This is a genomic window from Kribbella sp. NPDC043289 (assembly GCF_056436705.1).
Genome location: NZ_JBWKCB010000001.1, coordinates 1,649,468 through 1,674,252 on the forward strand (window position 1 = coordinate 1,649,468; position 24,785 = coordinate 1,674,252).

Annotated in this window: 25 protein-coding genes; 17 read left to right on the plus strand and 8 right to left on the minus strand. The window is 69.2% G+C overall.

What is annotated here, in order from left to right:
* Positions 1-93 precede the first annotated feature (93 nt).
* Positions 94-744 (plus strand): VOC family protein, encoded by a 651-nt coding sequence (locus AC0662_RS07795; RefSeq protein ID WP_452196519.1) that lies wholly within the window; start codon positions 94-96, stop codon positions 742-744.
* 149 nt (positions 745-893) lie between these two features.
* Here AC0662_RS07795 and AC0662_RS07800 read toward each other — a convergent pair whose 3' ends face one another.
* The gene (locus tag AC0662_RS07800; RefSeq protein ID WP_478299241.1) at positions 894-1,772 is read right to left on the minus strand and encodes a helix-turn-helix transcriptional regulator; all 879 of its coding nucleotides are present in this window, start codon (positions 1,770-1,772) and stop codon (positions 894-896) included.
* Positions 1,773-1,875: 103 nt separating this feature from the next.
* On the opposite strand from AC0662_RS07800, the gene AC0662_RS07805 reads away from it, so the two are divergent.
* The 9 genes from AC0662_RS07805 to AC0662_RS07845 all read left to right on the plus strand — a co-directional run bounded on the left by AC0662_RS07805 (position 1,876) and on the right by AC0662_RS07845 (position 9,663).
* Positions 1,876-3,270, plus strand: coding sequence for an MFS transporter (locus tag AC0662_RS07805; RefSeq protein WP_478299243.1), 1,395 nt, complete (start codon positions 1,876-1,878; stop codon positions 3,268-3,270).
* Complete coding sequence (locus AC0662_RS07810) at positions 3,267-4,136, plus strand: aldo/keto reductase (RefSeq protein ID WP_478299245.1); 870 nt, start codon at positions 3,267-3,269, stop codon at positions 4,134-4,136. The genes AC0662_RS07805 and AC0662_RS07810 overlap by 4 nt, the downstream gene beginning before the upstream one ends.
* 162 nt (positions 4,137-4,298) lie before the next feature.
* Positions 4,299-4,850, plus strand: coding sequence for a flavodoxin (locus AC0662_RS07815; RefSeq protein WP_452196523.1), 552 nt, complete (start codon positions 4,299-4,301; stop codon positions 4,848-4,850).
* Between the two features lie 32 nt (positions 4,851-4,882).
* On the plus strand, positions 4,883-5,713 hold the full coding sequence (locus AC0662_RS07820) for an oxidoreductase (RefSeq protein WP_452196524.1): 831 nt from the start codon (positions 4,883-4,885) through the stop codon (positions 5,711-5,713).
* Positions 5,714-5,729: 16 nt separating this feature from the next.
* Entirely contained in the window at positions 5,730-6,050 is a 321-nt protein-coding gene (locus AC0662_RS07825) for a carboxymuconolactone decarboxylase family protein (RefSeq protein WP_452196525.1), read from the plus strand.
* A 37-nt stretch (positions 6,051-6,087) separates the two neighbouring features.
* Complete coding sequence (locus tag AC0662_RS07830) at positions 6,088-6,822, plus strand: class I SAM-dependent methyltransferase (RefSeq protein ID WP_478299247.1); 735 nt, start codon at positions 6,088-6,090, stop codon at positions 6,820-6,822.
* A gap of 105 nt (positions 6,823-6,927) precedes the next feature.
* A complete protein-coding gene (locus AC0662_RS07835) occupies positions 6,928-7,503 on the plus strand; it encodes a dihydrofolate reductase family protein (RefSeq protein ID WP_478299249.1) in 576 nt (191 codons plus the stop codon).
* Positions 7,504-7,561: 58 nt separating this feature from the next.
* The gene (locus AC0662_RS07840; RefSeq protein ID WP_478299251.1) at positions 7,562-9,172 is read left to right on the plus strand and encodes a RecQ family ATP-dependent DNA helicase; all 1,611 of its coding nucleotides are present in this window, start codon (positions 7,562-7,564) and stop codon (positions 9,170-9,172) included.
* Positions 9,169-9,663 carry a GNAT family N-acetyltransferase gene (locus AC0662_RS07845; RefSeq protein ID WP_478299253.1) on the plus strand — a complete coding sequence of 165 codons (495 nt, stop codon included), beginning with the start codon at positions 9,169-9,171 and terminating at the stop codon, positions 9,661-9,663. Before AC0662_RS07840 ends, AC0662_RS07845 begins: the two co-directional genes overlap by 4 nt.
* On the opposite strand, the gene AC0662_RS07850 is transcribed toward AC0662_RS07845, so the two are convergent.
* The 3 genes from AC0662_RS07850 to AC0662_RS07860 form a co-directional block, all read right to left on the minus strand.
* On the minus strand, positions 9,660-11,279 hold the full coding sequence (locus tag AC0662_RS07850) for an alpha-L-arabinofuranosidase C-terminal domain-containing protein (protein ID WP_478299255.1): 1,620 nt from the start codon (positions 11,277-11,279) through the stop codon (positions 9,660-9,662). The genes AC0662_RS07845 and AC0662_RS07850 overlap by 4 nt on opposite strands.
* Positions 11,280-11,299: 20 nt before the next feature.
* Positions 11,300-12,448, minus strand: a complete 1,149-nt coding sequence (locus AC0662_RS07855; protein ID WP_478299257.1) for an ROK family transcriptional regulator — start codon at positions 12,446-12,448, stop codon at positions 11,300-11,302.
* Between the two features lie 63 nt (positions 12,449-12,511).
* Complete coding sequence (locus tag AC0662_RS07860) at positions 12,512-14,227, minus strand: cation:proton antiporter (RefSeq protein ID WP_452196533.1); 1,716 nt, start codon at positions 14,225-14,227, stop codon at positions 12,512-12,514.
* Between the two features lie 203 nt (positions 14,228-14,430).
* On the opposite strand from AC0662_RS07860, the gene AC0662_RS07865 reads away from it, so the two are divergent.
* The 5 genes from AC0662_RS07865 (at position 14,431) to AC0662_RS07885 (ending at position 17,188) form a co-directional block, all read left to right on the plus strand.
* Positions 14,431-15,063, plus strand: coding sequence for a VOC family protein (locus AC0662_RS07865; RefSeq protein WP_478299259.1), 633 nt, complete (start codon positions 14,431-14,433; stop codon positions 15,061-15,063).
* Between the two features lie 72 nt (positions 15,064-15,135).
* A complete protein-coding gene (locus tag AC0662_RS07870; protein WP_452196535.1) occupies positions 15,136-15,582 on the plus strand; it encodes a VOC family protein in 447 nt (148 codons plus the stop codon).
* A 51-nt stretch (positions 15,583-15,633) separates the two neighbouring features.
* A complete protein-coding gene (locus AC0662_RS07875; protein ID WP_478299261.1) occupies positions 15,634-16,368 on the plus strand; it encodes a helix-turn-helix transcriptional regulator in 735 nt (244 codons plus the stop codon).
* A gap of 65 nt (positions 16,369-16,433) precedes the next feature.
* A complete protein-coding gene (locus tag AC0662_RS07880; protein ID WP_452196537.1) occupies positions 16,434-16,823 on the plus strand; it encodes a VOC family protein in 390 nt (129 codons plus the stop codon).
* Complete coding sequence (locus AC0662_RS07885) at positions 16,820-17,188, plus strand: hypothetical protein (protein ID WP_452196538.1); 369 nt, start codon at positions 16,820-16,822, stop codon at positions 17,186-17,188. The genes AC0662_RS07880 and AC0662_RS07885 overlap by 4 nt, the downstream gene beginning before the upstream one ends.
* Here AC0662_RS07885 and AC0662_RS07890 read toward each other — a convergent pair.
* Genes AC0662_RS07890 through AC0662_RS07900 form a run of 3 tightly spaced genes read right to left on the minus strand, consistent with a single transcriptional unit; the run spans position 17,185 to position 19,688 of the window.
* Complete coding sequence (locus AC0662_RS07890; RefSeq protein ID WP_478299263.1) at positions 17,185-18,858, minus strand: hypothetical protein; 1,674 nt, start codon at positions 18,856-18,858, stop codon at positions 17,185-17,187. The two genes, AC0662_RS07885 and AC0662_RS07890, sit on opposite strands and share 4 nt — an antisense overlap.
* Before the next feature lie 33 nt (positions 18,859-18,891).
* Positions 18,892-19,311, minus strand: a complete 420-nt coding sequence (locus AC0662_RS07895) for a hypothetical protein (protein WP_478299265.1) — start codon at positions 19,309-19,311, stop codon at positions 18,892-18,894.
* On the minus strand, positions 19,308-19,688 hold the full coding sequence (locus AC0662_RS07900; RefSeq protein WP_452196541.1) for a cupin domain-containing protein: 381 nt from the start codon (positions 19,686-19,688) through the stop codon (positions 19,308-19,310). The genes AC0662_RS07895 and AC0662_RS07900 overlap by 4 nt, the downstream gene beginning before the upstream one ends.
* Before the next feature lie 118 nt (positions 19,689-19,806).
* Between AC0662_RS07900 and pta the strand changes: the two genes are divergently transcribed.
* Both pta and AC0662_RS07910 read left to right on the plus strand, forming a co-directional pair.
* Entirely contained in the window at positions 19,807-21,888 is a 2,082-nt protein-coding gene (gene pta / locus AC0662_RS07905) for a phosphate acetyltransferase (RefSeq protein ID WP_478299267.1), read from the plus strand.
* Positions 21,885-23,072 (plus strand): acetate/propionate family kinase, encoded by a 1,188-nt coding sequence (locus tag AC0662_RS07910; protein WP_478299269.1) that lies wholly within the window; start codon positions 21,885-21,887, stop codon positions 23,070-23,072. Before pta ends, AC0662_RS07910 begins: the two co-directional genes overlap by 4 nt.
* Here AC0662_RS07910 and AC0662_RS07915 read toward each other — a convergent pair.
* A complete protein-coding gene (locus AC0662_RS07915) occupies positions 23,069-24,730 on the minus strand; it encodes a SulP family inorganic anion transporter (RefSeq protein WP_478299271.1) in 1,662 nt (553 codons plus the stop codon). The genes AC0662_RS07910 and AC0662_RS07915 overlap by 4 nt on opposite strands.
* Positions 24,731-24,785: the final 55 nt, after the last annotated feature.

The window sequence follows — 24,785 nt, forward strand, 5'->3', positions numbered from 1 at the left end:
CCGCCACGTGACCACCAGGTGACGGCACACCCCGTCAGATCGCGGAGACTCTCCGTCGCGACACGATCGGAAAGCGCTTGCTATCGTGGTTGGGTGATCTACGAGCTGAACCATGTCGGCGGACCGGTACGGGATCTCGAGGCGAGCTTGTCGTTCTACGGCGAACTCGGGGCGGAGGTGGTCGACCGGCTGTTCATGCAAGGTCCCTGCGTGCACCGCGTGCACATCCAACTGGCCACCGGCCTGGTCGAGCTCCTCAACTCCGAGGAGCCCGGCGCGCAGGCGACATACGGGCTGAACCATGTCGGCTTCATGACCGACGATCTCGACGGCGACTACGCGCGGCTGATCGCGCTCGGGTACGCCGAGATCTCGGCCCCCCGGGTCGCGGGCAGCGGCCAGGGCCGGCTCGCATTCCTCTCGGACCCGAACGGCGTACGCGTCGAGCTACTGCAGCGCACCGAGGAGTTCCGCGTCCCGCCGATCACCACCGGCCCGGTCCGCCAGTTCGCGTACGTCGGCCTCGCCGCCCCCGACCTGGACGCGGCAGCCGAGTTCTACGGCACCCACCTCGGCATGGAACGCGTCACCGACGACACCTTCCGCCTGGGCCTCGACGCCATCAAACTCTTGCCCTCTGCAACAACCACGATCGCCCAACTAGGCCTCGCCACCACCACCCCAGCCTCCGACACCCAAGACCCCGACGGCACCCACCTGACCTTCATCCCGTCGGCGGGTTGAGTCGGCAGCTCGACAGGTAGTGCACCCGCGAGACGGCGTACGCGCGGACCGGTTCACGCTCAAGTGCACTACCCCGGGGCCCGACACCTCCTGTCGAAATGCAGATCCGCGACGGTTCGTGTCCAGCCGGGGCTGGTCGGTGTGTGGGATCAGCCTTGGTGCTCGGGCAAGGCCTGCTCTGCCGGCGTACCGGTGCGGCTTACCCAGCTGGAGAGGAAGCGGAGGGCTTCCGTGGCGGGACTGCCAGGTTCGGCGGTGTAGGTGATGATGACGAGACCGTCGCCGGGTAGTTCCAAGGCTTCGCCGGTGAGGTCGATGTCGCCGACCAAGGGGCTGTGGAGTCGTTTCGCGGCGGTGCGGTGGTGTTTGACGTTGTGCCGGGCCCACCGGATGCGGAACTCGTCACTTCGGGTGGCCAGCTCGCCGACGAGATCGGTGAGGCTCTTGTCGTGCGGGTTGTGACCGGCTTCGACCCGCAGTGCGGCGACGGAGTCGTCGGCGACGGTTTCCCAGTCGAGGAAGAACGCGGGAGCGCGCTGGTCGAGGAACAGGAATCTCGCCAGGTTCAGCGGCATCCTGTCGCGGTCCAGAATGTCGCCGTACAGGGCGAAAGCGAGGTCGTTGGCGGCGAGGATGTCCGTGCGGGCGTTGCGCACGTAGGCGGGTGTGGTCAGCGATTCCAGGATCCGGTGGATGCCGGGGCGGACCTTGGAGACGGCGGTACGGCGTGAGCCGCGCACCGGGCCGGTGGCGGCGCGGGCCAGGTCGAACAGGTGGGCACGTTCGGCGTCGTCCAGGCGCAGTGCGCGGGCAAGTGCGTCCAGGACCTGTTCCGAGACACCGGAGAGGTTGCCGCGCTCGAGGCGGGTGTAGTAGTCGGCGCTGACACCGGCAAGCAGCGCGACCTCCTCGCGGCGGAGGCCGGCGACGCGGCGCTTGTCGCCGAACGTGGGCAGCCCGGCCTGCTCCGGCGTCACGTTGGCTCGCCGACCGGTCAGGAACTCCCGTACGTCGTCCTTGTTGCTCACGGTGACCACGGTACGGCGGGGTCTGGCCGGCCTGGGAGGGTCTGCTGGTACCTGGTACAGCGGGAACTCTCACTCAGGGGCCATGCGCTTGTTTCCTGGAGCCATGACCATCACTACCGCGTCGGCACCGGGCACCGAGATGTCGTTCGACCGCCGTCAGCTCGCCACCGTCGGCGGGGCGATGCTCGGCTTCTTCGTCGTGGCCCTCGACGCGCAGATCGTGAACGTCGCGCTCCCGGACATCGGCCGGACGCTCGGCGGTGGGCTGTCCGGGCTGCAGTGGGTGGTCACCGGCTACACGCTCACCTTCTCGGCGCTGATCCTGTTCGCGGGGTCGGTATCGGACCGGATCGGAGCACGCCGTGCCTACGGCGTCGGCATGCTGATCTTCGCCCTGGCGTCGGCACTGTGCGGCTTGGCGCCGGGCCTCGGGACGCTGATCGCCGCGCGGCTGCTGCAGGGGGCCGGTGCGGCACTGGTCACACCGACCTCGCTGGCGCTGATCCGTGAGGGCTTCAGCGATGCACGCCGGCGTGCTCGCGCGGTCGGGCTGTGGGCGGTCGGCGGCTCGGTCGCGGCCGCTGCCGGGCCGATCGCCGGTGGTGCCTTGACGCTACTGAACTGGCGGCTGATCTTCTGGGTCAACCTGCCTGTCGCGGCGCTTGCGCTCGTGTGCATCTCGCGGACCGCGGCCTCACCGCAGCGACCGGCCCGCTTCGATCCGGTGGGCCAGGTCTCCGCGGTCGTTGCCCTGGGGTCGCTCAGCTACGTAGTGATCGAAGGTGGTAGCCGCGGCTGGACAAGCCCGGTCATCGTCGGACTCGCGGCGACCGCAGTCATCGCCGCCCTCGCCTTCGCGACGGCACAAGCCCGGGGACGGCAACCGATGGTGCCGCTGTCTCTGCTCAGGTCCCGCCAACTGTCGATCGCGTTGGCTATCGCGTTTACCTCGATGGCCGCCTTCTACGGCGTTGTCTTCGTTCAGAGCCTGTACTTCCAGCAGCAGCGCGGGGCCTCGGCCCTGCTCACCGGGCTGCTGTTCTTGCCGATGACCGGGCTGGTCACGATCGTCAGCTCACGGGCCGCCGCATTGAGCGCACGGCTCGGTCCTCGTGCCCTGATCACGGCAGGACTGCTCGTGCAGTGCGCCGGACTGGTCCTCATCGTGGCCCTGCCGGTCGGCGTACCGCTGTGGGGCGCGGCTGCCGCGATGGTCCCTGTCGGCGTGGGCGGTGCGCTGACTGTTCCGCCGATCGCGTCCCTGGTGCTCGACCACGCGCCGTCCGAGCTCGCCGGCACCGCGTCCGGTGTGCTCAACACCTGCCGCCAACTCGGCGGATCGCTCGGAGTCGCCGGCGTCGGGGCCGTCGTCGCCGGGCACGGCGTCTTCATGGATGGGCTCCGGACCGGCCTGATCGTCACCGTCGCCGTCCTGGGCATCACCGCCGCGCTCAGCCTCAACCTGCGCAAACCCAGCATCTCCACTATCGAAAGGTGAACACAGCCATGCAGACCGTCACGCTGAACAACGGCGTCGAGATGCCGATCCTCGGATTCGGTGTCTTCCAGATCCCCGACGACCAGACCCAGGCCGCCGTCGAAGCCGCCCTCGAGACCGGGTACCGCCACCTCGACACCGCCGCCTCGTACGGCAACGAGGAGGCCGTCGGGGCGGCGATCGCCGCCAGCGGCATTGCCCGCGACGACTTGTTCGTCACCACCAAGCTGTGGATCCAGCATGCGCCGACCGGCAGCGTCGAGGACGACACCCTGCGTGCGTTCGACGCCTCGCTGCATCGCCTCGGTCTCGACTACCTCGACCTGTATCTGATCCACCAGCCGCTCGGCGACTACTACAGCGAGTGGCGGGCCATGCAGAAGATCCACACCGACGGCCGGGCCCGGGCGATCGGGGTCTCGAACTTCCACGCCGACCGGCTCGTCGATCTGATCGAGCACAACGGGATCACGCCTGCGGTCAACCAGATCGAGACCCACCCGTTCCACCAGCGGGTCGCCGACCAGGAGCTGATGCGCGAGCACGGTGTCCAGATCGAGTCGTGGGGACCGTTCGCCGAAGGCCGGAACAACCTGTTCACCGACCCTGTCCTCACCGCGATCGGCGAGGCAACGGGCAAGTCGGTCGCGCAGGTCGTGCTCCGCTGGCTCGTCCAGCGCGACGTCGTCGTCATTCCCAAGTCTGTCCGCCCGGACCGGATGGCGCAGAACCTCGACATCTTCGACTTCACCCTCACGGACGCCCAGCTCGAGGAGATCGCGGCCCTCGACACCGGCGAGAGCCAGTTCTTCGACCACCGCGACCCTGCCATGGTCACCGCCCTCGGCAGCCGCAGGATCGGCTGACGTCCCATGCACCAACAGCTGGCGAGCGGCTCCCGCGGCCTGCCCCGCCGGAATCTGCTCCGCTTCGCGCTCGCAGGCACCTTCTTCGCGGCGGCACCCAGTGGCTGCGGCGAAGGAACCGCGCCCGGCACCGAAAGCACAGGCCAAGGAGGATCACCCACGGTGCAGCCCTCGACCGCTCCCTCCACCCTGACCGCGGCAAAGGTCTTGGTCGCCTACTTCTCGCGCCCCGGCGAGAACTACGACAACGGCGGCCGCACCTGGTTGAAGGTCGGCAACACCGAGGTTGTCGCGACCATGATCGCCGATCTCGTACCGTGCGACGTCTACCGGATCGAGGCCGCCGAGCCCTACTCCGGCAACTACGACGACACCGTCGCCCGCAACGTCCGCGAGCAGGACACCGACGCGCGACCCGCGATCGCCAAGCCCCTGCCCGCGATCGACCAGTACGACGTCGTACTGCTGGGGAGCCCGATCTGGAACGTGCGCGCGCCGATGATCATGTCGACCTTCACCGAGAAGCTCGACTTCACCGGCAAGACCGTTCACGCCTTCACCACCTACGCCATGAGCGGGCTCGGGACAACCGAACGCGACTACGCCCGTACCTCCGGCACCACCCTCGCCGAAGGGCTGGCCGTCCGCGGCGAACAAGCCCAGCAAGCCCGACCGCAAGTCACCGAATGGCTGCAACGCATCGGGCTGGCCTGACCACCTCAGAACTGAGAATCGAAAGGCACACCATGACCACCTGGTTCATCACCGGCTGCTCCACCGGCCTCGGCCGCGCCTTCGCTGATGCCGTCCTCGACCGCGGGCACAACGTCGTCGTCACCACGCGCGACGTCGGCAAGGTGCAGGACCTGGCCGACAAGTACCCCGACACGGCCCTGGCTCTCCCGCTCGACGTCACCGACGACGCACAGGTCACCGCAGCCGTCGGTGCAGCCGAGGACCGGTTCGGCGCCATCGACGTCCTCGTCAACAACGCCGGCTACGGATACCGCGCCGCCGTCGAAGAAGGCGAGGACGACGCCGTTCAGCAGCTCTTCGACACCCATGTCTTCGGTACCGTCCGCACTATCAAGGCTGTCCTGCCGGGCATGCGTCTCCGCCGCAGCGGCACGATCGTGAATCTGTCCTCGATCGGTGCACGGATCTGCCCCGAGGGCTCGGGCTACTACTCGGCCGTCAAGGCGGCGATCGAAGCGCTCACCCTGTCGCTGCGCAAGGAGGTCGCGCCACTCGGCATTACCGCCTTGGTCGTCGAGCCCGGCGGCTTCCGCACCGATTTCGCCGGACGGTCACTGACGCAGGCCGCCGTACCGATCGCCGACTACGCCGACACCGCCGGCAAGCGCCGCAAAGACCACGACACCGGGCATGGGAAGCAACCAGGCGACCCGGCAAAGGCCGCGACCGCGCTCATCCAGGCCGTCGAGTCCGACTCTCCGCCGTACATGCTGCTGCTCGGCAATGACACCTCCGACGGCTTCCGCGCCGCCCTCGACGCCCTGCGCGCCGATGCCGACGCGTGGGAAGACCTCAGCCGCAGCACCGACTTCGACGTCTGACGTGAAGGAATCCACCGTGCCCGAACCCACACCGGCCCAACGAGCCATCGGCGACTTCGCACCCAAACTCGTCGAGCTCACCGACGACGTCCTGTTCGGCGACGTCTGGAAACGCACCGAACTGTCACCCCGCGACCGCAGCCTCATCACCGTCGCCAGCTTGCTCACCTCGAGCAGCGTCGAGCAGCTGCCCAATCACCTCCGCCTGGCCCGCCAGAACGGACTCACCGAAGCCGAACTCAAAGAGGCGATCATCCACCTCGCGTTCTACGCCGGCTGGCCCAAAGCGATGTCCGCCATCCAAGTCGCCAAAACCATCTTCACCGCATCCGCGTAGGCATTTCGGGTGAGCTGCTGGTGCGTAAGCTCTGGGCATGTTCGACTACGACGCCGAGCTGCGGTTCTATCGCCCGCGCTTTCGGGATGCCTGTGCGATTGAGGCTGACGATCGGGTGCTGGATGTTGGGTGTGGGGGTGGGCAGACGACGCGGGATGCGGCGGGTGACGCCGTGCGGGGCAGTGTGGTTGGGGTGGATGTTTCGGAGCGGATGCTTGAGCATGCACTCGGTCAGAGCTCGGAGCGGGTTAGCTATCTTCTGGCCGACGCGGCCGCGTATGACTTCGGCGGTGGGTTTGATGTGGTGATCAGCCGGTTCGGGGTGATGTTCTTCGACGACCTGATGGGCGCCTTCGGCAACCTTCGGCGGGCGTTGCGGCCGGGCGGGCGGTTGGTGCTGCTCGTGTGGCAGCCGCGGGCCGACAACGAGTGGGCGCGGGTGATTCCGCAGGCGCTCGGGGGTGAGTTTCGGGACGACTCGCCGTTCGCGCTCGGCGACCGGGTGCTCACGCGGCAGATTCTCACCACAGCCGGGTTTGCGGAGCCGACTTTCACCGCGGTCCACGAGCGGATCTACTACGGTCCCGATGCCGACGCGGCGTACGAGAACGTGCTCCGGCTGCAGGAGCCACAGGCGCTGCTGGCTGGGCTCGACACCGCGGCAGCCGACCGCGCTCGGGACGCGTTGCGGGCGACGCTCGTCGCTCACGAGACCGATGACGGGGTGCTGTTCGACTCCGCCGCGTGGCTCGTGAACACCCAGCGGAACTGAGTGGCCTGGATCACACTTGGATTCTCCGCAGCAGATGTCGAGTGGACCCGGCACTGCTCGACGCGTAGGCAAGAGCAGCACAACAACGAGTCAAGGAGCACCCCAATGCGTACCCTCATCACCACCGCGTTCGTCTCTCTGGACGGCGTCGTCGAAGCGCCCGGCGGCGAGCAGGGCTACCGCAACGCGGGCTGGACGTTCAAGGACATCCCGTTCGACGAGGCGGCGTTCGAGCTGAAGGGCCGCGAGCAGGAGGAGGCGACCGCGCTGCTGCTCGGGCGGGTCAGCTACGAGTCGTTCGCGCCGGTCTGGCCGGGCATGGTCGACGACTTCGCGGGCTACAACGCGATGCCGAAGTACGTCGTCTCGACGACCCTGAAGGACACCGACCTGGTGACGAACTGGGGCGAGACGCACATCCTCCGCTCGCTCGACGACGTCGCGGCGCTGAAGGAGACCGACGGCGGCCCGATCATCGTCAACGGCAGCGCCACGCTGAACCGGAACCTGTCCGACGCGGGCCTGATCGACCAGTACAACCTGCTGGTCTTCCCGGTCCTGCTCGGCGCCGGCAAGCGCCTGTTCAGCGACGGCGACCACGACAAGCTCAACCTCAAGCTGATCGAGAGCGACTCCTACGCCAACGGCATCCAGAAGCTGGTGTACGCCGTCCAGCGCTGACCCCTGTACTACCGTTCCTCCATGAGTGTTCTGGGGAGGAACAGGACGCGGTACCGCCATGTCTTTTGATGTTGCGGGGCTTGCGCGGGAGGTGCTTGGGTACGGCGGTTTGCGGCCTGGGCAGGAGGAGGCTGTACGGGCGGTGCTCGACGGGCGGGACACGCTCGCGGTGCTGGCGACCGGGACCGGGAAGACGGCGATCTACCAGCTCGCGGGGCTCGCGCTCGGTGGGGTGACGGTCGTGGTCAGTCCGCTGGTCGCATTGCAGCGGGACCAGCTGCGCGCTCTGTCGCAGCATCCTGCCGGTGTCGAGGTCGCTGAGCTGAACGCGACCGATCACGCCGGCCGTCGGGCCGCTCACGAGCTGCTGACCAGCAACCGGCCGGGTTTCGTGCTGCTCTCCCCCGAGCAGCTGACGCACGCCGACGTACTCGAGTTGCTCGCAGCGTCACGCCCGAAGCTGGTCGCCGTCGACGAGGCGCATTTGGTCAGTGAATGGGGCGAGGACTTCCGGCCCGACTACCTCCGCCTCGCGACGGCGATCCGCGCGATGGGGCGCCCGCCCGTGCTCGCGCTGACGGCGACCGCCGCGCCGCCGGTGCGCAAGGAGATCGCGCACCGGCTCGAGATGACCGACCCGGACGTGGTCGTCGGCGGCTTCGACCGGCCGAACCTGAACCTCGCCGTCTTCACCTTCGCCGACGACGACACCAAGAACCGCCGCCTGCTCAGCCACGTCCGCTCGTCCCGCGGTCCCGGCATCGTGTACGTCGGCACGCACCGCCACGCCGAGGAGCTCGCAAGCGACCTGCACACCGCCGGCGTACCCGCGCAGGCGTACCACGCCGGTCTGTCCGCGAAGCAACGGCGCGAGGTGCAGGACACGTTCCTCGCCGGTGACTGCCGGGTCGTGGTCGCGACGATCGCGTTCGGGATGGGGATCGACAAGCCTGACATCCGGTGGGTCAGTCACGCCGAGGCGCCGTCCTCGATCGACGCGTACTACCAGGAGATCGGGCGCGCGGGCCGCGACGGCGCCGCGGCCGACATCGAACTGTTCTTCCGGCACGCCGACCTCGGTCTGAACCGGTTCTTCGCATCCGGTGGTGTCACCGACGAGGATCTCGTCGCGGTCGCCGGCGCGATCCACGAGCACCGGCCGGCCGACGTACCCGCGCTCGCCAAGGCGGCGGGTCTCAGCGCGGCGCGGGTCGAGCGCGCTCTCGGCCGGCTGACCGATGCCCGGGTGGTTGCCATCGGCCACCAGTTCCACCTCGCCCGTGGCGTCGACGTGGACAAGGCCGTCGCCGCGGCCTCGGCCGTCGAGCACGATCGCCGCGAGGTGGCCCGGTCCCGAGTCGAGATGATGGCCACGTACGCGGAGTACGGCGGCTGCCGGCGCGAGTGGTTGCTCAGCTACTTCGGCGAGCAGTACGCCGGTCCGTGCGGCAACTGTGACAACGACCTGGCCGGTAAGACGGCAGCACCGCCCGAGGAGCAGCCGTTCCCGGTCGGCGGCCGCGTCGTGCACCGAACGTTCGGACCCGGCCTGGTCGAGCACTACGACGGCACCACGATGACGGTGCTGTTCGACCGGGTCGGCTACAAGGAGCTGCGGACCGCGTTCATGATCCACAACGAGTTGCTGAAACCCGAGGGGACGCGATGATCGACGTACGCCCGGCGACCGTCTTCGAGGACGTGCGCGCGGTGATCGGACCGAAGTCGCCGTCCGCCAGCGTCTGCTTCTGCCTCAGCTACCGCATCCCGTCGAAGCTCAACAACACGCTCCGTGGTCCGGAACGCGCAGAGTACGTCGCCGGGTTGTGCGCGGCGACGACGTTCGCGCGTAACCGGAAGATTCCGCACGTCGACGACCTCCCGGTCTGGTCGTTGTGGTGCATCCGCGTCCGGCCCGGGCACCGCGGCCAGGGCATCTCGCACGCGCTGATCGCCGGCGCCGTCGACTTCGCCCGCGACAACGGCGCCCCCGTTGTCGAGGCCTATCCTCTCGACAACGGTGCGCAGAAGGTCGACCTGACGATGGCGTACGCCGGACTTCGCAAGAACTTCGAGCACGCCGGCTTCACCAAGGCGGCCGACACCACTTCCACGCTGTCCGGCCATCCCCGGATCCTGATGCGTCTCGACCTGCGTTAGCTGACGTCGAAGGACAGCAGCGTGATGCTGTGTGGCGGGAAGTCGTAGGACGCATCGACGAGCTCGACCGTTCCGAGGTCGCGGAGCGCGACCTCGTCAGGCGCACTCAGGCTGTTCGACGCGAGCACATCGTCGGCTGCCAACTGCTTGACCACTGCCTGCGTCGGCAGCGCTTCCCGGCGACCGTCGAGCGTCAGGCCGGCGCGGATCGCAGAGGTCTGGTTCCGGTTGATCACCGCGATCCGCACGGACCGCCCGTCCTCCGTCTGTGCCGCGGACACGTCCAGGTCCGGAACGGTCGCCGACCGCGTCTGGAAGTCGCCACGATGATCCCGCTCATCCCCCTGCCGTACGGCGGCCAGCCGGCTCGGTGAGCGCACGTCGGCGCCGAGTGCGATCGGGCCGAGGTGGTTCTGATACAGATCCCAGACGTGGTACGTCGCCGCGCGCACCGCACCGCCCGGCCGCGCGACGATCACCCCGTTCGCGTTCAGCAGGTTGACCGTGTTTGCCATCGTCACCGGCACCTCACGCCCGCCCGCGCGATGCAGCGCATGGAACACACCGGCGTAGAAGAGGGCGTCGGCGAGCGTCCGCGGGCTCCAGCGGTTGACCCGATGCGCCGGCTGTGTGGGCAGACCGGTGACGTCGCGCTCGACGGTGCCGCCGTCGTCGGACGGTTGTGGAGCCGGCCAGCTCGCGGGCTCGACGTGCCGGATGTTCCATTCGTCCAGGGCGAGACCGAGCGGACGATCAACACCCGCCCGAGCGGCGATCCCGGCGACCAGTTCGGAGTAATCGACGATCTGCTGCTCGAAGTACAGCGACTGGGCAACGATCGCGTCGTACTCGGCGGCGCCGTCGGTCAGTTGGGTGGTCGCGCCGTACAGGTGGAACGAGAGGTAGTCGATCTGGTTGCCGACGGCACCTAGCACCGCTTCGGTCCAGCCGTCGCGGTCGTCGGTCTTCCCGACCGCGATGAACTTCAGTCCAGGATCGACCGCGCGCATGAACCGTGCGTGTTGCGTAGCGTCGGCGGCGTACGCGGCCGCGCTGCGGTGGCCCATCTGCCAGTCGCCGTACACCTCGTTGCCGAGACCCCAGTACTGCACGCCGTACGGCGCCGGGTGGCCGTTGTGCGCCCGCTGCCGGGTGTACTCCGTGTCGCCGCCGTAGTTGGTGTACTCGACCCAGCGCACCGCGTCGTCCACGTCGCGGCAGCTGTGCGCGAGGTACGGCACGGTGCCGACCTCGGCGCACCACGCGAGGAACTCGTCGGTGCCGAAGTGGTTGTCCTCCTCCGAACCCCAGGCCAACTCGAGCCGCCGCGGCCGCGAGCCTCGCGGACCGACGCCGTCCTCCCAGCGGTACGGCGACGTGAAGTTCCCGCCCGGCCAGCGGACGACCGGGAGCCCGAGCTCCTGGCAGAGCTTGATCACGTCCGTGCGCAGACCGTTCCGTACGTCGTCACCGCCGTACGCCAGGTGGGAGCCCTCGTCGAACACGCCGCCCTGGATGTTGCCGAAGAAGGCCGACTCGAGGAAGTGGCCGTAGATCATCGGGTCGATCGGGTGGCGGCGGTCGCGGTGGATGTCGATGGTGGCGACGGTAGTCATGGTGGGACTCATGGCGGGAGTCACGAGTGGGAGGCCTCCTGGTTGGGGGACGTGAGGACGAGCGCGATACCGCCGCGGGCGGCCGCATCGGCGCCGAGGGCTGCTCGGGTCACCTTCAGGTTCTTGTGCACCTGGGCGTGGGTGTAGCGGTGGAGCGCGGCGTTCAGGGGGTCGAGGAGATGGTCGCCGGTGTCGGCGAGTTCGCCGCCGATGATGACGACTTCCGGGTTGAGCGTGTTGCAGGCCGCGGCCAGGACCTCGCCGATCCGGGTGCCTGCCTCAGTCAGCAGGTCGCGGGCCTGCTGGCTGTTCGCTTCGAGGAGGTCGTTGCATCGTTCGAGCAGCGTTGCGAGGGCGACGTACCGCTCGAGGCATCCACGGCCGCCGCAGGAGCACTCCGGGCCATCGCGGTCGACGCTGATGTGGCCGAGCTCCCCTGCCGCGCCGGTGGCGCCTGCCAACAGTCGGCCGCCCAGGACGAGTCCGCCGCCTACGCCGTACGACAGGCGGAGGTAGAGGGCGCTGTCGAAGCCCGAACCCGCGCCCCACAGGGCCTCGGCCAGGGCTGCGAGGCGGGTGTTGTTGTCGAGCTGCACCGGCACGCCGAAGCGTTCACTCAGCCTGTCCCGCACCTCGGCGGGGCGGCCGCTCAGGATCAAGTTGCGGCCGCTCGGGACCGGGCCGACCATGCCGACCCCGACGCCGGCGAGCGTGTTGAGGGACAGCTCGTGGCGGGTGGTGAGTTCGTCGACGAGGTCGAGGGCGAGCTCGAGGCGGCGGGGCCACGGCGATCGCTCCGCGCACGAGACGCTGTCGGAGGCGACGATCTCATGCGCGACGTTGGCGATGGTGACCTGGATCCGCCGGTGACCGAGATCCAGCCCGAGGGCCAACCCGCCGGCCGCGTTCAAGATCAGCCGCGACACCGGCCGACCACGGCCCCGCACGACCGGGTCACCGGTCGGATCCGTCTCGTCCGGGAACGTCTCGGTCACGGCCTTCCGGGCCAGCAAGGCCTGGATGATCACGGACACCGTCGCCCGCGAGAGTCGGGTCCGCTCGGCGAGCTGAGCACGAGTCAAAGCACCTTGCGTCCGCAACGCCGAGATCACGCGTTGCTCATGCGTCTCCCGCAGCAACCGCAGCGGCCCGCCGGTCTCCTTACCCACAACAACCGACCCTGGCGCCGCCGATTATTTTTGTCAAGACAATGAATTAAATAACCCAGGGCGCTAGGCGGTGCTGAAGCGTTGTTCGATGGTGTCGAGGAAGGTTTCGACACGGCGGTAGGTGTCGGAGCTGTAGGCGCCGATGCTGCGTTCGGTGCCGAGGGCTTCGCGCATCGCGTCGAGGTAGCGGCGCTGGACGATGCTCATCTGCTCGCGGGTATCGGGCTTGGTCTCCCGGAGCTCCTGGCTCCCGGACACGAGGCGGGGCACGATCCGGTCCTTCAGCGTGCTCACCACGACCGGGTCGAGCCGCTCGCCGTCGACGGTCTGCTCGTCCAGCGGGCCGACGGCGTCGATCGCGGCCTCACCGATCTGCCGCATCAGCGCCTGGACCGAGTCCCGCTTCTCCTCCGCGGTCTCGGACGAGAAGTGCATCCGTGCGATCACCCAGGGCAGCGACAGCCCGAACAGCACCAGGGTGATCAGCGCGACGACGAACGCCGCCAGTACGACGGTCGCGCGGTGGGGCGTACCGGCGGGGATGGTCTGGGCGGCGGCGACCGTGACGACGCCGCGCATGCCGGCCCAGGCCAGTACCAGGAGACCGCGGCCGGTGATCGGCTCGCGTTCCTCGAAGTCGACGTCCGCCTGGCTGCGGGCGAGCCGCTTGCGGGCCCAGGCGAGCCGGTTCTCCTCGCGCTCCCCCGACGGCTCCACCGAGTCCAGGTGTTCCGACATCTGGTTCAGCTTGGCCCGGACCTGGTCGTTGCGATCGCTCGAACCCATCCGGCCTTGCAGCGCGGGCCAGGCCAGCCCGAGGAACCGCAGCGCGATCAGCAGGAAAACCACGAGCAGGACCAGCGTCGTGATCTCCCCGACCGTGGTCTCGGCGCGGGCATCGTTGACGAGGTTCGGGAGCTCGTAGCCCATCGCGAGGAAGACGCCGCTCTCCAGGATGAAACTGATCGTCGTCCAGGTGGTCGCCTGGGTCTGCCGGTCACGGGCACTGAACTTCCGGCTCCCGAGCGCACCGGTGAGCAGACCGGCGATCACCACCGCGAGGACGCCGGACGCGTGCGCCTCCTCGGCCGGGAAGTAGGCGAGGAACGGGACGGCGAACGAGATCGTGGTGTTCAGCACCGGGTCGTCGAGCCGCTGCCGGAGCAGGACCGTGAGCAGCCCGATGACGGCCCCGATCAGGATCGCGCCGACGACCGCCCAGGCGAAGTCGAGGACGGTGTGACCGAAGCTGAAGTGCGTGGTGACGGCGAGCGCGGCCACCGCCGTCCGCAGTACGACCAGCGCGGACGCGTCGTTGACCAGACTTTCACCTTCGAGCACCGTCATCAGGCGTGGCGGCAGTCCGACCCGGTGGCCGATCGCGGTAGCAGCCACCGCATCGGTCGGGCTGACCACGGCGCCGAGCGCGGTCGCCAGCGCGAACGGGATGCTCGGGAACAGCGCGTGGACCAGCGCCCCGATCACCAGGGCCGAGACGATCACCATCACGATCGACAACCACGAGATCAGCCCGAAGTTCCGCCGTACGTCGAGCACCGGGAGCTGCACCGCGGACGCGTACAGCAGCGGCGGCAGGACGCCGGCCAGGATGATCTCGGGCTCGATATGGATCACCGGCGTACTCGGTAGGTAACTGGCTCCGATGCCCAGGGCAACCAGCAGCAGCGGCGCCGCGACGCCGGTCCGCCGCGCGAACACGGAGGCCGCGATCATGATCGCTAGCCCCGCACCGGCAATCAGCACGATCTGGTGGTCCACGCGACGGCAGTTTAGAGCGTTTTGCCCGTCCGACGGCTCAGGACGGCACCGGACGGCACCGACATCCCCCGGCGGATCACTGCGAAGTCCCGGGGGCCAGGGCGCCGACCAGGGATTCCCACTGGTGTCACGGGGGTCGCTGAGCGGCAGATTAGAGGTCAACGAACCACGCTGATCCTGCACATTGATCCCAGGAGGAAGTCATGAGCAGCACCGACCTGAAGCTCGAAGCCGTCGTGATCCCGGTCATCGACACCGATCGCGCCAAGGAGTTCTACAGCGGCCTCGGGTGGCGTCTGGACGCGGACTTCGCGTTCGACAACGGATTCCGTGTCGTGCAGTTCACCCCGCCGGGCTCCCCCGCGTCGGTGCAGTTCGGCACCAGGATCACCTCGGCCCAGCCCGGCACGGCGCAGGGTCTGTACCTCGTTGTCACCGACGTGGAGGCGGCGCGGAACGAGCTGCTCGCGCAGGGCGCCAAGGTGAGCGAGGTCTTCCACCCCGGCGCGCCGGGAGCGCAGTTCGAGGTCAGCGAGGGCGGCGGCCGGGTGGCCGGGCGGGCGGACGACCGCTCGAGCTACAGCTCGTTCGCGACGTTCAGCGACCCCGACGGCAACACCTGGCTGTTGCAGGAGGTCACCACGCGACTCCCCAACCGGGTCGACCCCGCGGAGTCGACGTACACCTCGGCCGACGACCTCGAGGGCGCGCTCCGGCGGGCCGCCGCAGCGCACGGCGAGCACGAGGCGCGCACCGGCGAAGAGGACGCGAACTGGCCGGCCTGGTACGCCGCCTACATGGTCGCCGAGCGCACCGGGACCGAACTGCCCCAGTAGTTCGTGTCGAGAACGCCGGCGTGGCTCCGTCCTTCGGGTAGTTGACCAGCTGACCGAAGGAGAATCGCGAGTATGGCGATCAAGCGGATGGACCACGTCGGCGTGGCGGTGCACGACCTGAAGGCGGCGATCGCGTTCTTCGAGGAACTCGGGATGGAACACGTCGGCGGGTCCCCGGTCTCGGGCGACTGGGTGGACTCGGTGAACGGCCTCAAGGACGTCCGCCTCGAGATGGCGATGCTCCGCACCCCCGATGGCCACAGCCAGCTCGAACTGATGCAGTTCGAGAACCCACCGGCGGGTACGGCGGAACCGTCCGCACCGCCTAACACCATCGGCTACCGCAGCGTCATGTTCGCCGTCGACGACATCCACGACACCGTCGCCCGGCTGAAACCGCACGGCGGCGAACTGATGGGCGAGATCACGCCGTTCGAGTCGATCTTCCTGCTCTGCTACCTCCGCGGCCCGTCCGGCCTGATCGTCGCCCTCGCCGAAGAACTCGGTGCGAACAACTGACTGGTCAGCAGGCGCGCAAACTTGTCCATGGTCACGCCTAGATTGCGAGGCATGAACCGGATCGATCGGCTGTACGCCCTCGCCGAGGAGCTGCGCGCGGCGGGACCGCGGGGGCGTACGGCGCGGCAGTTGGCGGCACGCTTCGAGGTCAGTGTCAGGACCATCGAGCGAGATCTCAGTGCGCTGGGACAGGCTGGCGTACCGCTGGCGACGAAGCAGGGGCGCACCGGTGGGTACTCGGTGGACCGGGCGATGAGTCTGCCGCCGCTCAACTTCACCGCGCGGGAGGCGATGGCGGTCGCGGTCGCGCTGAGCCGCAGCGACCACGTGCTGTTCTCGCGGGACTCCCGGACCGCGCTGCAGAAGATCGTCGCCGCGATGCCGCAGCGCGATCTCGACGAGGCGCGGACGGCGGCCGCGAAGGTGCGGTTGCTGGTGCAGCCGGTGCCGGATCCGGACAGCGAGGTCGCCGAGCAGATCTGGCGGGCGGTCCGCGACAACCAGGTGCTGCGGATCTCCTACACCGATGTCGGTGGTGTCGGGACCGAGCGTGAGGTCGAGCCGCAGCATGTCGTGGTCGGGCCGAACGGGTCGTACCTGACCGCCTGGTGCCACCTGCGCCAGGAGGACCGCGTCTTCCGGATGGACCGGATCACCCGCGCCGAGCGGACCCCGACCCGGCCGCGACGGCCGCCGCAGACCGCCGACCTGCGGGTGGACGGGTACGAGACCAAGCTGCCCGCCGCGGCGCTGCATCCAGAAGATCTTTTCCCAACTCCGACATAGGGCTGTCGCGAACCGCTGACAGCGTGGGTCCTGTTGCACCACCCAAACCTGTGAAGGAGAAGATCATGAGTATTCCGGCCCCTGGCACGCTCGCCTGGTTCGAGGTCGCGACCGACAACCCGGACGGCACCGAGAAGTTCTACGGCAGCCTCTTCGACTGGTCGTTCGAGTCGTCCGGCAGCCTCACCTCGGGCGGCCTCGACTACCGCAACATCACCGCCTCCGGTGCCCAGCAGCCGATGGGCGGCCTGTTCGGCACCAACGGCCAGCTGCCGAACCACGCGGTGTTCTACATCCTGGTCGCCGACATCGAGGCCACCTGCGCGGACGCCGAGCAACTCGGCGGCACGGTGATCAGCAAGCACCTCGCCGTCGGCGGCGGTACGCCGGACTTCGCGTACCTGCGCGACCCGTCGGGCAACCAGTTCGGCGTCTTCACCCCACCCGCGTCATGACGCCTGCCGCGACCCCTACGTCCCCGTCGGCCGACGCCGGCGGGGACGCCCCGCGGGAGCTGTACGACGAGCTCACCGACGACCTGCTGTACGACCCCGCCATCGGCCGCGGCACGATCATGGGCCATCCGTGCGTCCGGCTCGCCGGGCAGTTCGTCACCTGCCTCGAGAGGAACGGGACGTCGCTGATCCTGAAGCTTCCGGCGGACCGCGTCACCGAGCTGATCGCGGACGGCACCGGCGACCCGTTCGCCCCCACCGGCAACCCGATGCGCGAATGGGTCTCGATCCCGGTCCCGGACCGAGCTGCCTGGCAGGCGCTCATCGCCGAGGCGGTCGCGTTCGCGCGGCAGAACGTCACCTAGCCGGACAGCAACCAGGCGCGGTGCTCGTCGGGACGCGGGCGGTAGCTGCATTCGGTGCCCGTGCGGATGGCGTCACGGAGGTGGGTCGCGAGGTCTGGGTCGACGGCCTCGATGTGGGTGATCGCGGTGGTGATCGCCTTGGTGGCGGCCACTCGGGCTCGTTCGGAGGTCGAGCCCGTGGCCCGGGAACGGCCGGCGAGGCCCGCGGCGGAGCTGAGCTCGGCCAGCAGGGCGTCGCGCTCCGCGGTCAGTGACTCGACCCGGGCCCGGTCCGACCAGTCGGTCGCTTCGTCGAGTTCGGCGGCGAGGTCGTTGAGGCGTTGGCGGTACGCCGTCGCGGCCCGGTGATCGAGGTTCGGTCCGGCGTCGGACTGGATCACGGTGGCCACCCCGCCCGTGACGAGGTCGATGGCCGAGACCCTCCGACCGGGCTGCTCGAGCAGGCGGTGGAGGTAGCCGAAGCCCCGCAACGCCCGCATCGGCCGGGCCGCCGAACCGACCAGCCACAGCCCGTCCTCGGCCGGATGGAAATGCACGACCGCCGACTCCGGAGCATCAGACAGCCGCTCGTGCCACCAAGTCGCGCCCAGCTTCAGGTACGTCGACATCGCGCGCGAGCGAAGCTGTTCGGCACGCTCGGTGTCACCCGTCAGCGCCGCAGCCCGGGCAAGCGTGTCGTCGGTGACCCCGTGGAAGTAGACAGCACCCGAATTCACCACGGCCCGGTTCTCGTACGGCGTGAGCAGGCGGACCGCCGTACGGACGATGTCCTCGTCGCCTACGGCCAGGGCGGCTTCGAGAACGCAGTGCAGGTTGAGCAGGAAGTTCACGTCCCGGGGCATGGTCTCCAGGACGTCCGGGCCGAGCTGGTCGAGGAGCGCTCGGGCTCGGTCGGGATGTCCGCTCAGCGCCCAGACCGATGCGGCCTCGGTCGCGACTTCGGTGACACCTTCGTCGTGGGCGAACTTCTCCATCCGCTCGGCCATCTCGGTCGCCGTCGCCTCGTCGCCGGTGCGCAGTGCGGTGTATCCGCGCATCAGGCCGGTCACCATCCACGCGTCCGCGAGCCCGGCCTCGGCGGCCGCGTCCTCGGCCACCTCGATGAACTCGCGAGCTTCGAGACCGCGGACATGCTCGTACATCCACCGGCGCGAGGCGGCGAAGAACCGGGCTCGCGGCGACTCGCCGGCCAGCAGTTCGAGCGCGCGCAGCTGACGCTGGATCGTCGGTAACCGCAACGTCTCCCACCCGACTTGCAGTCCCCACAGATGACCGCGCAGTCGCGCGTCCGGGTCGAGGACATGCGCCGATACCTCGTCCAGGCGGGAAGCGGTCACCTGGCGCAACGGCAGCTCGTCCGGTCCCCAATGCGCCGCCAGGACCGCGTCGAGGCAGTTCGCGATCAGCTCAGGGTCGCCGGCCTGCTCCGCGTGTGCCAGTGCTTCGTCCGCGAACGGTGCGGCCCGGTCCGCGTGGCCGCCGTACACCCAGCAGCGCGCGAGCGCCGCGGCCACCCGGGCCCGGTCGGCGTCGTCGGTCGTCCGCGCGAGTACGTCGTACAGCTCGGCGGCGAGCCGTCCCGGTTCGGTGCCGAAGACGTGACCGGACGCAGCCTCGAGAACCGCCCGGGTTCGCGCCGCCAGCTCGGTGTCACGCCGACTGCTCGCCACACCGCTCACGGTACTGCGAACCCGGGCTGCTGCTCAGGGCCTCAGCAGGCGCACTTCGTCGGCGTGTTGAGCCTGCACTGCCTCGTCCCAGTCGCCGGTGCAGTAGACCGACAGCTCGCTCATCTCCCCCACCGCGTTCACGTCGGCGGCGATCTGCTCGCGGCAGTACCAGTCCTGTCCGTCGTGCCGCCACCGCTCCTCGAACGCGATCACGAACCCGCCGTCCGTCCGGCGTACACGCTCCACCCGGACGACTCCCGGGAACGGATGCAGCTCGCGCCGGGCGGCGATCGTCGCCGCGCCGGACCCGTACTGCATCCGCCAGTGCGGCGTGCTCAGGTCCGCGAAACAGTCCACCGCGAAAGTCCCCTCCGGCGGTACTCCGGTCTCCAGCCACTCCACGAGGCGCGCAACCGCCGCGTCGACCTCAGCTCGTTCCGCGACGCTGGTCATGCTTCCGCTCCCGCCCGCTCGAGGTTGGCGCCGATCACGGCCATCGTCTTCTCGAGCTCAACGGTCGGGCTGAACTCGACGATGCTCGTGCCCGCCGTGATGAGCGGCAGGTGGCCCGGCCCGGCGTAGTACGCGTCACCGGTCCGGTACGTCTCGCTGTGATCGGCCCACCGGAACGTGATCGCGCCGGCCGTGACGAAGCCCCAGTGCGGGCACTGGCACCGGTCGTCGGGCAGCCCGGCGAAGAACTCCGCCGGATCCGCATCCAGCGGGTAACTCTCGAACGCCGCGGTGTAACCGTCCAGCTCGGCGTACTTGCCGATCAGTTGCGGGATGTCGATCGCCACCGGCGTGGTGGCAAGGTTCGCACTAGGCATGATGTCCTCCTCTGATCCGTTCTGACACCCGTACGGCGTAACTCCGGCCGGAACGATCGTGACGCGGCTCGCCCACCTGCACGCCACGACTCCAGGGCCGGTTCCGTAGGGTTCAGGCATGGGAAGCAGCGTCTACGTCGCCTCGGTGGAAGGAACCACCGGGAAGTCGACGGTGGCTCTAGGGGTCCTCCATCAACTCTCACGCCGGGTCGGACGGGTCGCCGTCTTCCGGCCGATCGTCCGCGCGGACACGGCCACCCACGGCGGCCGTGACTACGTCCTCGACCTGCTCATCTCGCAGGACGCGGTGGTCCACTCGTACGACGACGGGGTCGGCGTCACGTACGAAGCGGTGCACGAAGACCCCGACGCGGCGCTCGATACGATCGTGCAGCGGTACCACGCGGTGGCCGAGCAGGCTGACGCGGTGGTGATCGTCGGCAGCGACTACACCGATGTCGGGACGCCGACCGAGTTCTCGTTCAACGCCAAGATCGCGGCGAACCTCGGCGTACCCGTGCTGCTGGTGCTGAACGGCTTCGGCCGCACGCCGCACGACGTCCGCGCGCTCGCGGACATGGCCGTCGCGGAACTCGTCGCCAACCACGGGTCGCTGTTCGCGGTGATCGCGAACCGGGTCGGCGTCGACGAGGGCAAGCCGCTGGTCGCCGCGCTGGACGGTATTGGGGCGCCGGCGTTCGCGATTCCCGAGGAGCCGGTGCTCAACCAGCCGCTCGTCACGGACCTGATGGCACCGATCGACGGGCGACTGGTCAGCGGCGACCCGCAGCTGCTGACCCGCGAGGTCACCGGGCTGATGATCGCGGGCATGACGATGCCGAACGTGCTCGACCGGCTGTTCGAGGGCGCCGCGGTCGTCACCGCCGGCGACCGGCCCGAGGTCGTCCTCGGTGTCCTGATGGCCCACACCTCGCGGACCTTCCCGCAGATCGCGGCCATCGTGCTGAACGGCGGCTTCGAGCTGCCGCCCCAGGTGCAGCGGCTGATCGAGGGCCTCGGCGCCACGCTGCCGATCATCGAGACCAGTCTCGGTACGCAGGCCACGTCGGCCAAGCTGACCGCGGTCCGCGGCCGCCTCACCAAGGACGCCCCACGCAAGATCGACACCGCACTCGCGTTGTTCGACCAGTACGTCGATGGGCAGGCGCTGCTCGACCAACTCGCGCTGGCGCGCAGCAGTGCCGTGACGCCGCTGATGTTCGAGCATCAGTTGGTCGATCGCGCGGTGTCCGACCGCCGGCACATCGTGCTGCCGGAGGGCGAGGAGGAGCGGATCCTGCGCGCGGCCGACGTACTGCTGCGGCGGGGTGTCGCCGACCTGACGCTGCTCGGCGACGCGACGACGATCAGCGCGAAGGCCGCGAGTCTCGGCGTGGACGTCGCCGCAGCCCGAGTCGTTCACCCGGAGAGCAGTGAGCTGACCGAGCAGTTCGCCGCGGAGTACCACCGGCTGCGGCAGCATCGTGGCGTCGACCTCGACCGGGCGCGGGAGCTGGTCCGCGACGTGTCGTACTTCGGCACGATGATGGTCCACCTCGGACTGGCGGACGGGATGGTGTCCGGAGCGGTCCACACCACCGCGCACACCATCCGGCCGGCCCTCGAAGTGGTGAAGACCGTTCCGGACGTGTCAGTGGTCTCCTCGGTCTTCTTCATGTGCCTGCAGAACCAGGTCCTGGTGTACGGCGACTGCGCTGTGAACCCGGACCCGACCGCCGAGCAACTCGCCGACATCGCGATCTCGTCGGCCGCCACCGCAACCGCCTTCGGTGTCGAACCGCGGGTCGCGATGCTGTCCTACTCCACCGGCTCGTCCGGGACCGGCACCGACGTCGAAAAGGTGTCCAAGGCAACCACCATCGTCCGGGACCGGGCGCCCCGGCTCCCGGTCGAGGGACCGATCCAGTACGACGCCGCGATCGATGCCGCCGTGGCGCAGACGAAACTCCCCGGCTCCCCCGTCGCCGGCCGGGCCACGGTCTTCGTCTTCCCGGACCTGAACACCGGCAACAACACCTACAAGGCGGTCCAGCGCTCGGCGAACGCGGTGGCGGTCGGCCCGGTGCTGCAGGGCCTCCGTAAGCCGGTCAACGACCTGTCCCGCGGTGCCACGGTCCGGGACATCATCAACACGGTCGCCATCACCGCGATCCAGGCCCAGCAGGGAGAAACTCGATGACCGGCCACGTTCTGGTGATCAACGCCGGTTCGTCGTCGCTCAAGTACAGCCTGGTCGACGCCGCCTCCGGCGAGGCCGCGGCGACCGGCCTCGTCGAACGGATCGGTGAGGATCAGAGCCACCACGAGCATCACGGGCCGGCCGGCGACTTCGACGACAACCAGGCCGTGCCGAATCACGAGGCCGCGCTGGAGGCCGCAGTGCGAGCCTTCGAGACGCACGGTCCGGCACTGGCTGAGATGGACATCGTGGCGGTCGGTCATCGGGTCGTTCACGGTGGCTCGAAGTTCGCGGCGCCCACCTTGGTGGACGACGCCCTGGTTGCCGAGGTGACCGACCTGGTTCCGCTGGCCCCGTTGCACAATCCCGCCAACCTCGAGGGCATCAAGGTCGCGCGACGGCTGCTGCCCGACCTGCCGCACGTGGCGGTGTTCGACACGGCGTTCCACCAGACGTTGCCGCCGTACGCCTACACCTACGCGGTGCCGTCGGAGTGGCTGGACGAGTACGGGATCCGGCGGTACGGGTTCCACGGGACGTCGCACTCGTTCGTGTCCGGAGAGGCCGCGCGACTGCTCGGTCGCGAACCCGATGACATCAACGTGATCGTTCTGCATCTCGGCAACGGTTGCTCCGCGGCCGCCGTACGGCGGGGGCAGTCGGTCGACACGTCGATGGGACTGACTCCGCTGGAGGGCCTCGTGATGGGGACGCGGTCGGGCGATCTCGATCCGGCGATCCACGGGCATCTCGCGCGGGTCGCGGGGCGATCGGCCGAGGAGACCGACCAGGCGCTCAACTCGCAGTCCGGACTGAAAGGGCTGACCGGGGCGAACGACTTTCGGGAGGTGTCGCGACGCCGCGCGGCCGGTGACGAGCGCGCGCAACTCGCGTTCGACATCTTCTGCTACCGGTTGCGGAAGTACATCGGCGCGTACTACGCCGTACTGGGGACTGTGGACGCGATCGTGTTCACCGCAGGGGTGGGGCAGCACTCGGCCGAGGTCCGGGCTGCCGCGCTCGACGGACTTGAAGGGCTCGGCATCCGCCTGGACCCCGAGCGGAATGCGCAGCCGGCGGGCGGAGTCGTCTCGACGGCGGACAGTCCGGTCGCGGTGCTGGTGATCCCGACCAACGAGGAGTGGGAGATCGCCCGGCAGGCCGTTGAAGTGACCCAGGCCTAGGTCTCTTCGCGGAACGCTTCGACAGCGGTCGGGAGGGTGTAGAAGACCCGGTCGGCGCCGAGGCGGTCGAGGAATCCGGCGGCCTCCAGGTCGTCGCGGAGATCCTGCTTGACCCGGGCCAGGGCGAGGACGATACCGCGGGCCTCGAGTTCCACGCGGAGGGTGTCGAGCGCATCGAGCGCGGTGATGTCGATCTCCACGTTCGCCTCGGTGTTCAGCAGCAGCCAGCGGACCGGCGTCGGTGCGTCGTCGACCGCGGCCAGCGCGCGGCGGTGGAAGTCCTCGGCGTTGGCGAAGAACAGCGGCGAGTCGTAGCGGTACACGACTAAGCCGGGCACCGGGCGCGCGTCCGGGTAGTCGTCGATGTCGTGCATACCGGCGATCCCCGGGACGTAGCCGAGGATCCCGTCGTGCGGGCGGGCGACCCGCCGGAGTACGTCGAGCACGGACAGTGCGACCGCGACGAGGACGCCGTTCAGGACGTCGAGCGCGACCACGCCGATGGTCGTCGCCGCTGCCAGGAGGAGTTCGCTGCGCCGGAACGAGGCGATCCGGCGGAACTCGGCGAGGTCGATCAGGCGCAGAGCGGCGTACACGACGAGGGCGCCGAGGGCCGGGATCGGGAAGGTCGCCAGCAGCGGGCCGGCGAAGAGCAGGGTCGCGACGATCGCCGCCGCGGCCACCAGGGAGTAGACCTGACTCTTCGCGTTGGAGGCCTCGGCGAGCGCTGTCCGGCTGCCGCTGCTGCTGATCGGAAAACCGCGGAACAGACTGGCCGAGATGTTCGAGAGTCCGAGGACGAGCAACTCGCCGCCCGCGTCGATGCGTTCTCCGGTCCGGCCGGCGAACGCACGGGCGGTGAGGACCGTGTCGGTGTACCCGACCAGGGCGACTCCGACCGCGGGCAGCGCGAGCAGGCCGACATCGTGGACGGTGATGGCCGGCAGGTGCGGCACCGGAAGCCCACTCGGCACCGGACCGACCACATCCACACCCTTCGCGCCCAGGTCGGCCGCCCAGGTCACCAGTGCGGCCAACGCGACCACGATCAACGGACCGGGCAACCGCGGCGCCCAGCGCGCCAGCGCCAGCAGCAACGCCAGGGCCGACATCGACATCACCACCGGTGCGAATTCCCATTGACCGACCAACCGGATCGCCGACACCACCTCGGCGAGTGGCGAGTCACCCGTCACCGGCGCACCGGTCAGCCGGCCCAGCTGACCGGTGATCATGATGATCGCGATCCCCGTCAGATAGCCGACCAGCACCGGCTTCGACAACAGATCCGCGAGGAACCCGAGACGGGCGGCCCAGCCCACCACGCAGATCACACCGACCAAGAGAGCGAGTACGGCGGCCAACGCGGCGTACCGCACCGGGTCCCCGGCGGCGAGCGGGCCGATCGCGGCGGCGGTCAGCAGCGCAGTCGTCGACTCCGGGCCCAGCGACAGCAGGCGCGACGAGCCGAGCAGGAAGTACAGGACCAGCGGACACAGCGCGACCCACAGTCCGGTGACCGCCGGAAGCCCGGCGAGTTGGGCGTAGGCCATCACCTGCGGGACGAAGTACGCCGCCACCGTCAGCCCGGCGAGCACGTCCGACCGCAACCAGCCTCGCTGGTACTGCCGCAGCGTCTCGACACCAGGAACGGCCAACGGTCCCCCTTCGAGAGCGACTGTAACCGCGGCCGCCGTCCAACACGCCCGAACA

What these genes read in the sequence shown, in the direction of transcription:
- AC0662_RS07875 (WP_478299261.1), top strand. Translation starts at nt 15,634, where the DNA reads ATGAACCGGATCGATCGGCTGTACGCCCTCGCCGAGGAGCTGCGCGCG.
- AC0662_RS07870 (WP_452196535.1), top strand. Translation starts at nt 15,136, where the DNA reads ATGGCGATCAAGCGGATGGACCACGTCGGCGTGGCGGTGCACGACCTG.
- pta (WP_478299267.1), top strand. Translation starts at nt 19,807, where the DNA reads ATGGGAAGCAGCGTCTACGTCGCCTCGGTGGAAGGAACCACCGGGAAG.
- AC0662_RS07805 (WP_478299243.1), top strand. Translation starts at nt 1,876, where the DNA reads ATGACCATCACTACCGCGTCGGCACCGGGCACCGAGATGTCGTTCGAC.
- AC0662_RS07910 (WP_478299269.1), top strand. Translation starts at nt 21,885, where the DNA reads ATGACCGGCCACGTTCTGGTGATCAACGCCGGTTCGTCGTCGCTCAAG.
- AC0662_RS07895 (WP_478299265.1), bottom strand. Translation starts at nt 19,311, where the DNA reads ATGACCAGCGTCGCGGAACGAGCTGAGGTCGACGCGGCGGTTGCGCGC.
- AC0662_RS07850 (WP_478299255.1), bottom strand. Translation starts at nt 11,279, where the DNA reads ATGACTACCGTCGCCACCATCGACATCCACCGCGACCGCCGCCACCCG.
- AC0662_RS07865 (WP_478299259.1), top strand. Translation starts at nt 14,431, where the DNA reads ATGAGCAGCACCGACCTGAAGCTCGAAGCCGTCGTGATCCCGGTCATC.
- AC0662_RS07845 (WP_478299253.1), top strand. Translation starts at nt 9,169, where the DNA reads ATGATCGACGTACGCCCGGCGACCGTCTTCGAGGACGTGCGCGCGGTG.
- AC0662_RS07840 (WP_478299251.1), top strand. Translation starts at nt 7,562, where the DNA reads ATGTCTTTTGATGTTGCGGGGCTTGCGCGGGAGGTGCTTGGGTACGGC.
- AC0662_RS07885 (WP_452196538.1), top strand. Translation starts at nt 16,820, where the DNA reads ATGACGCCTGCCGCGACCCCTACGTCCCCGTCGGCCGACGCCGGCGGG.
- AC0662_RS07835 (WP_478299249.1), top strand. Translation starts at nt 6,928, where the DNA reads ATGCGTACCCTCATCACCACCGCGTTCGTCTCTCTGGACGGCGTCGTC.
- AC0662_RS07830 (WP_478299247.1), top strand. Translation starts at nt 6,088, where the DNA reads ATGTTCGACTACGACGCCGAGCTGCGGTTCTATCGCCCGCGCTTTCGG.
- AC0662_RS07820 (WP_452196524.1), top strand. Translation starts at nt 4,883, where the DNA reads ATGACCACCTGGTTCATCACCGGCTGCTCCACCGGCCTCGGCCGCGCC.
- AC0662_RS07900 (WP_452196541.1), bottom strand. Translation starts at nt 19,688, where the DNA reads ATGCCTAGTGCGAACCTTGCCACCACGCCGGTGGCGATCGACATCCCG.
- AC0662_RS07880 (WP_452196537.1), top strand. Translation starts at nt 16,434, where the DNA reads ATGAGTATTCCGGCCCCTGGCACGCTCGCCTGGTTCGAGGTCGCGACC.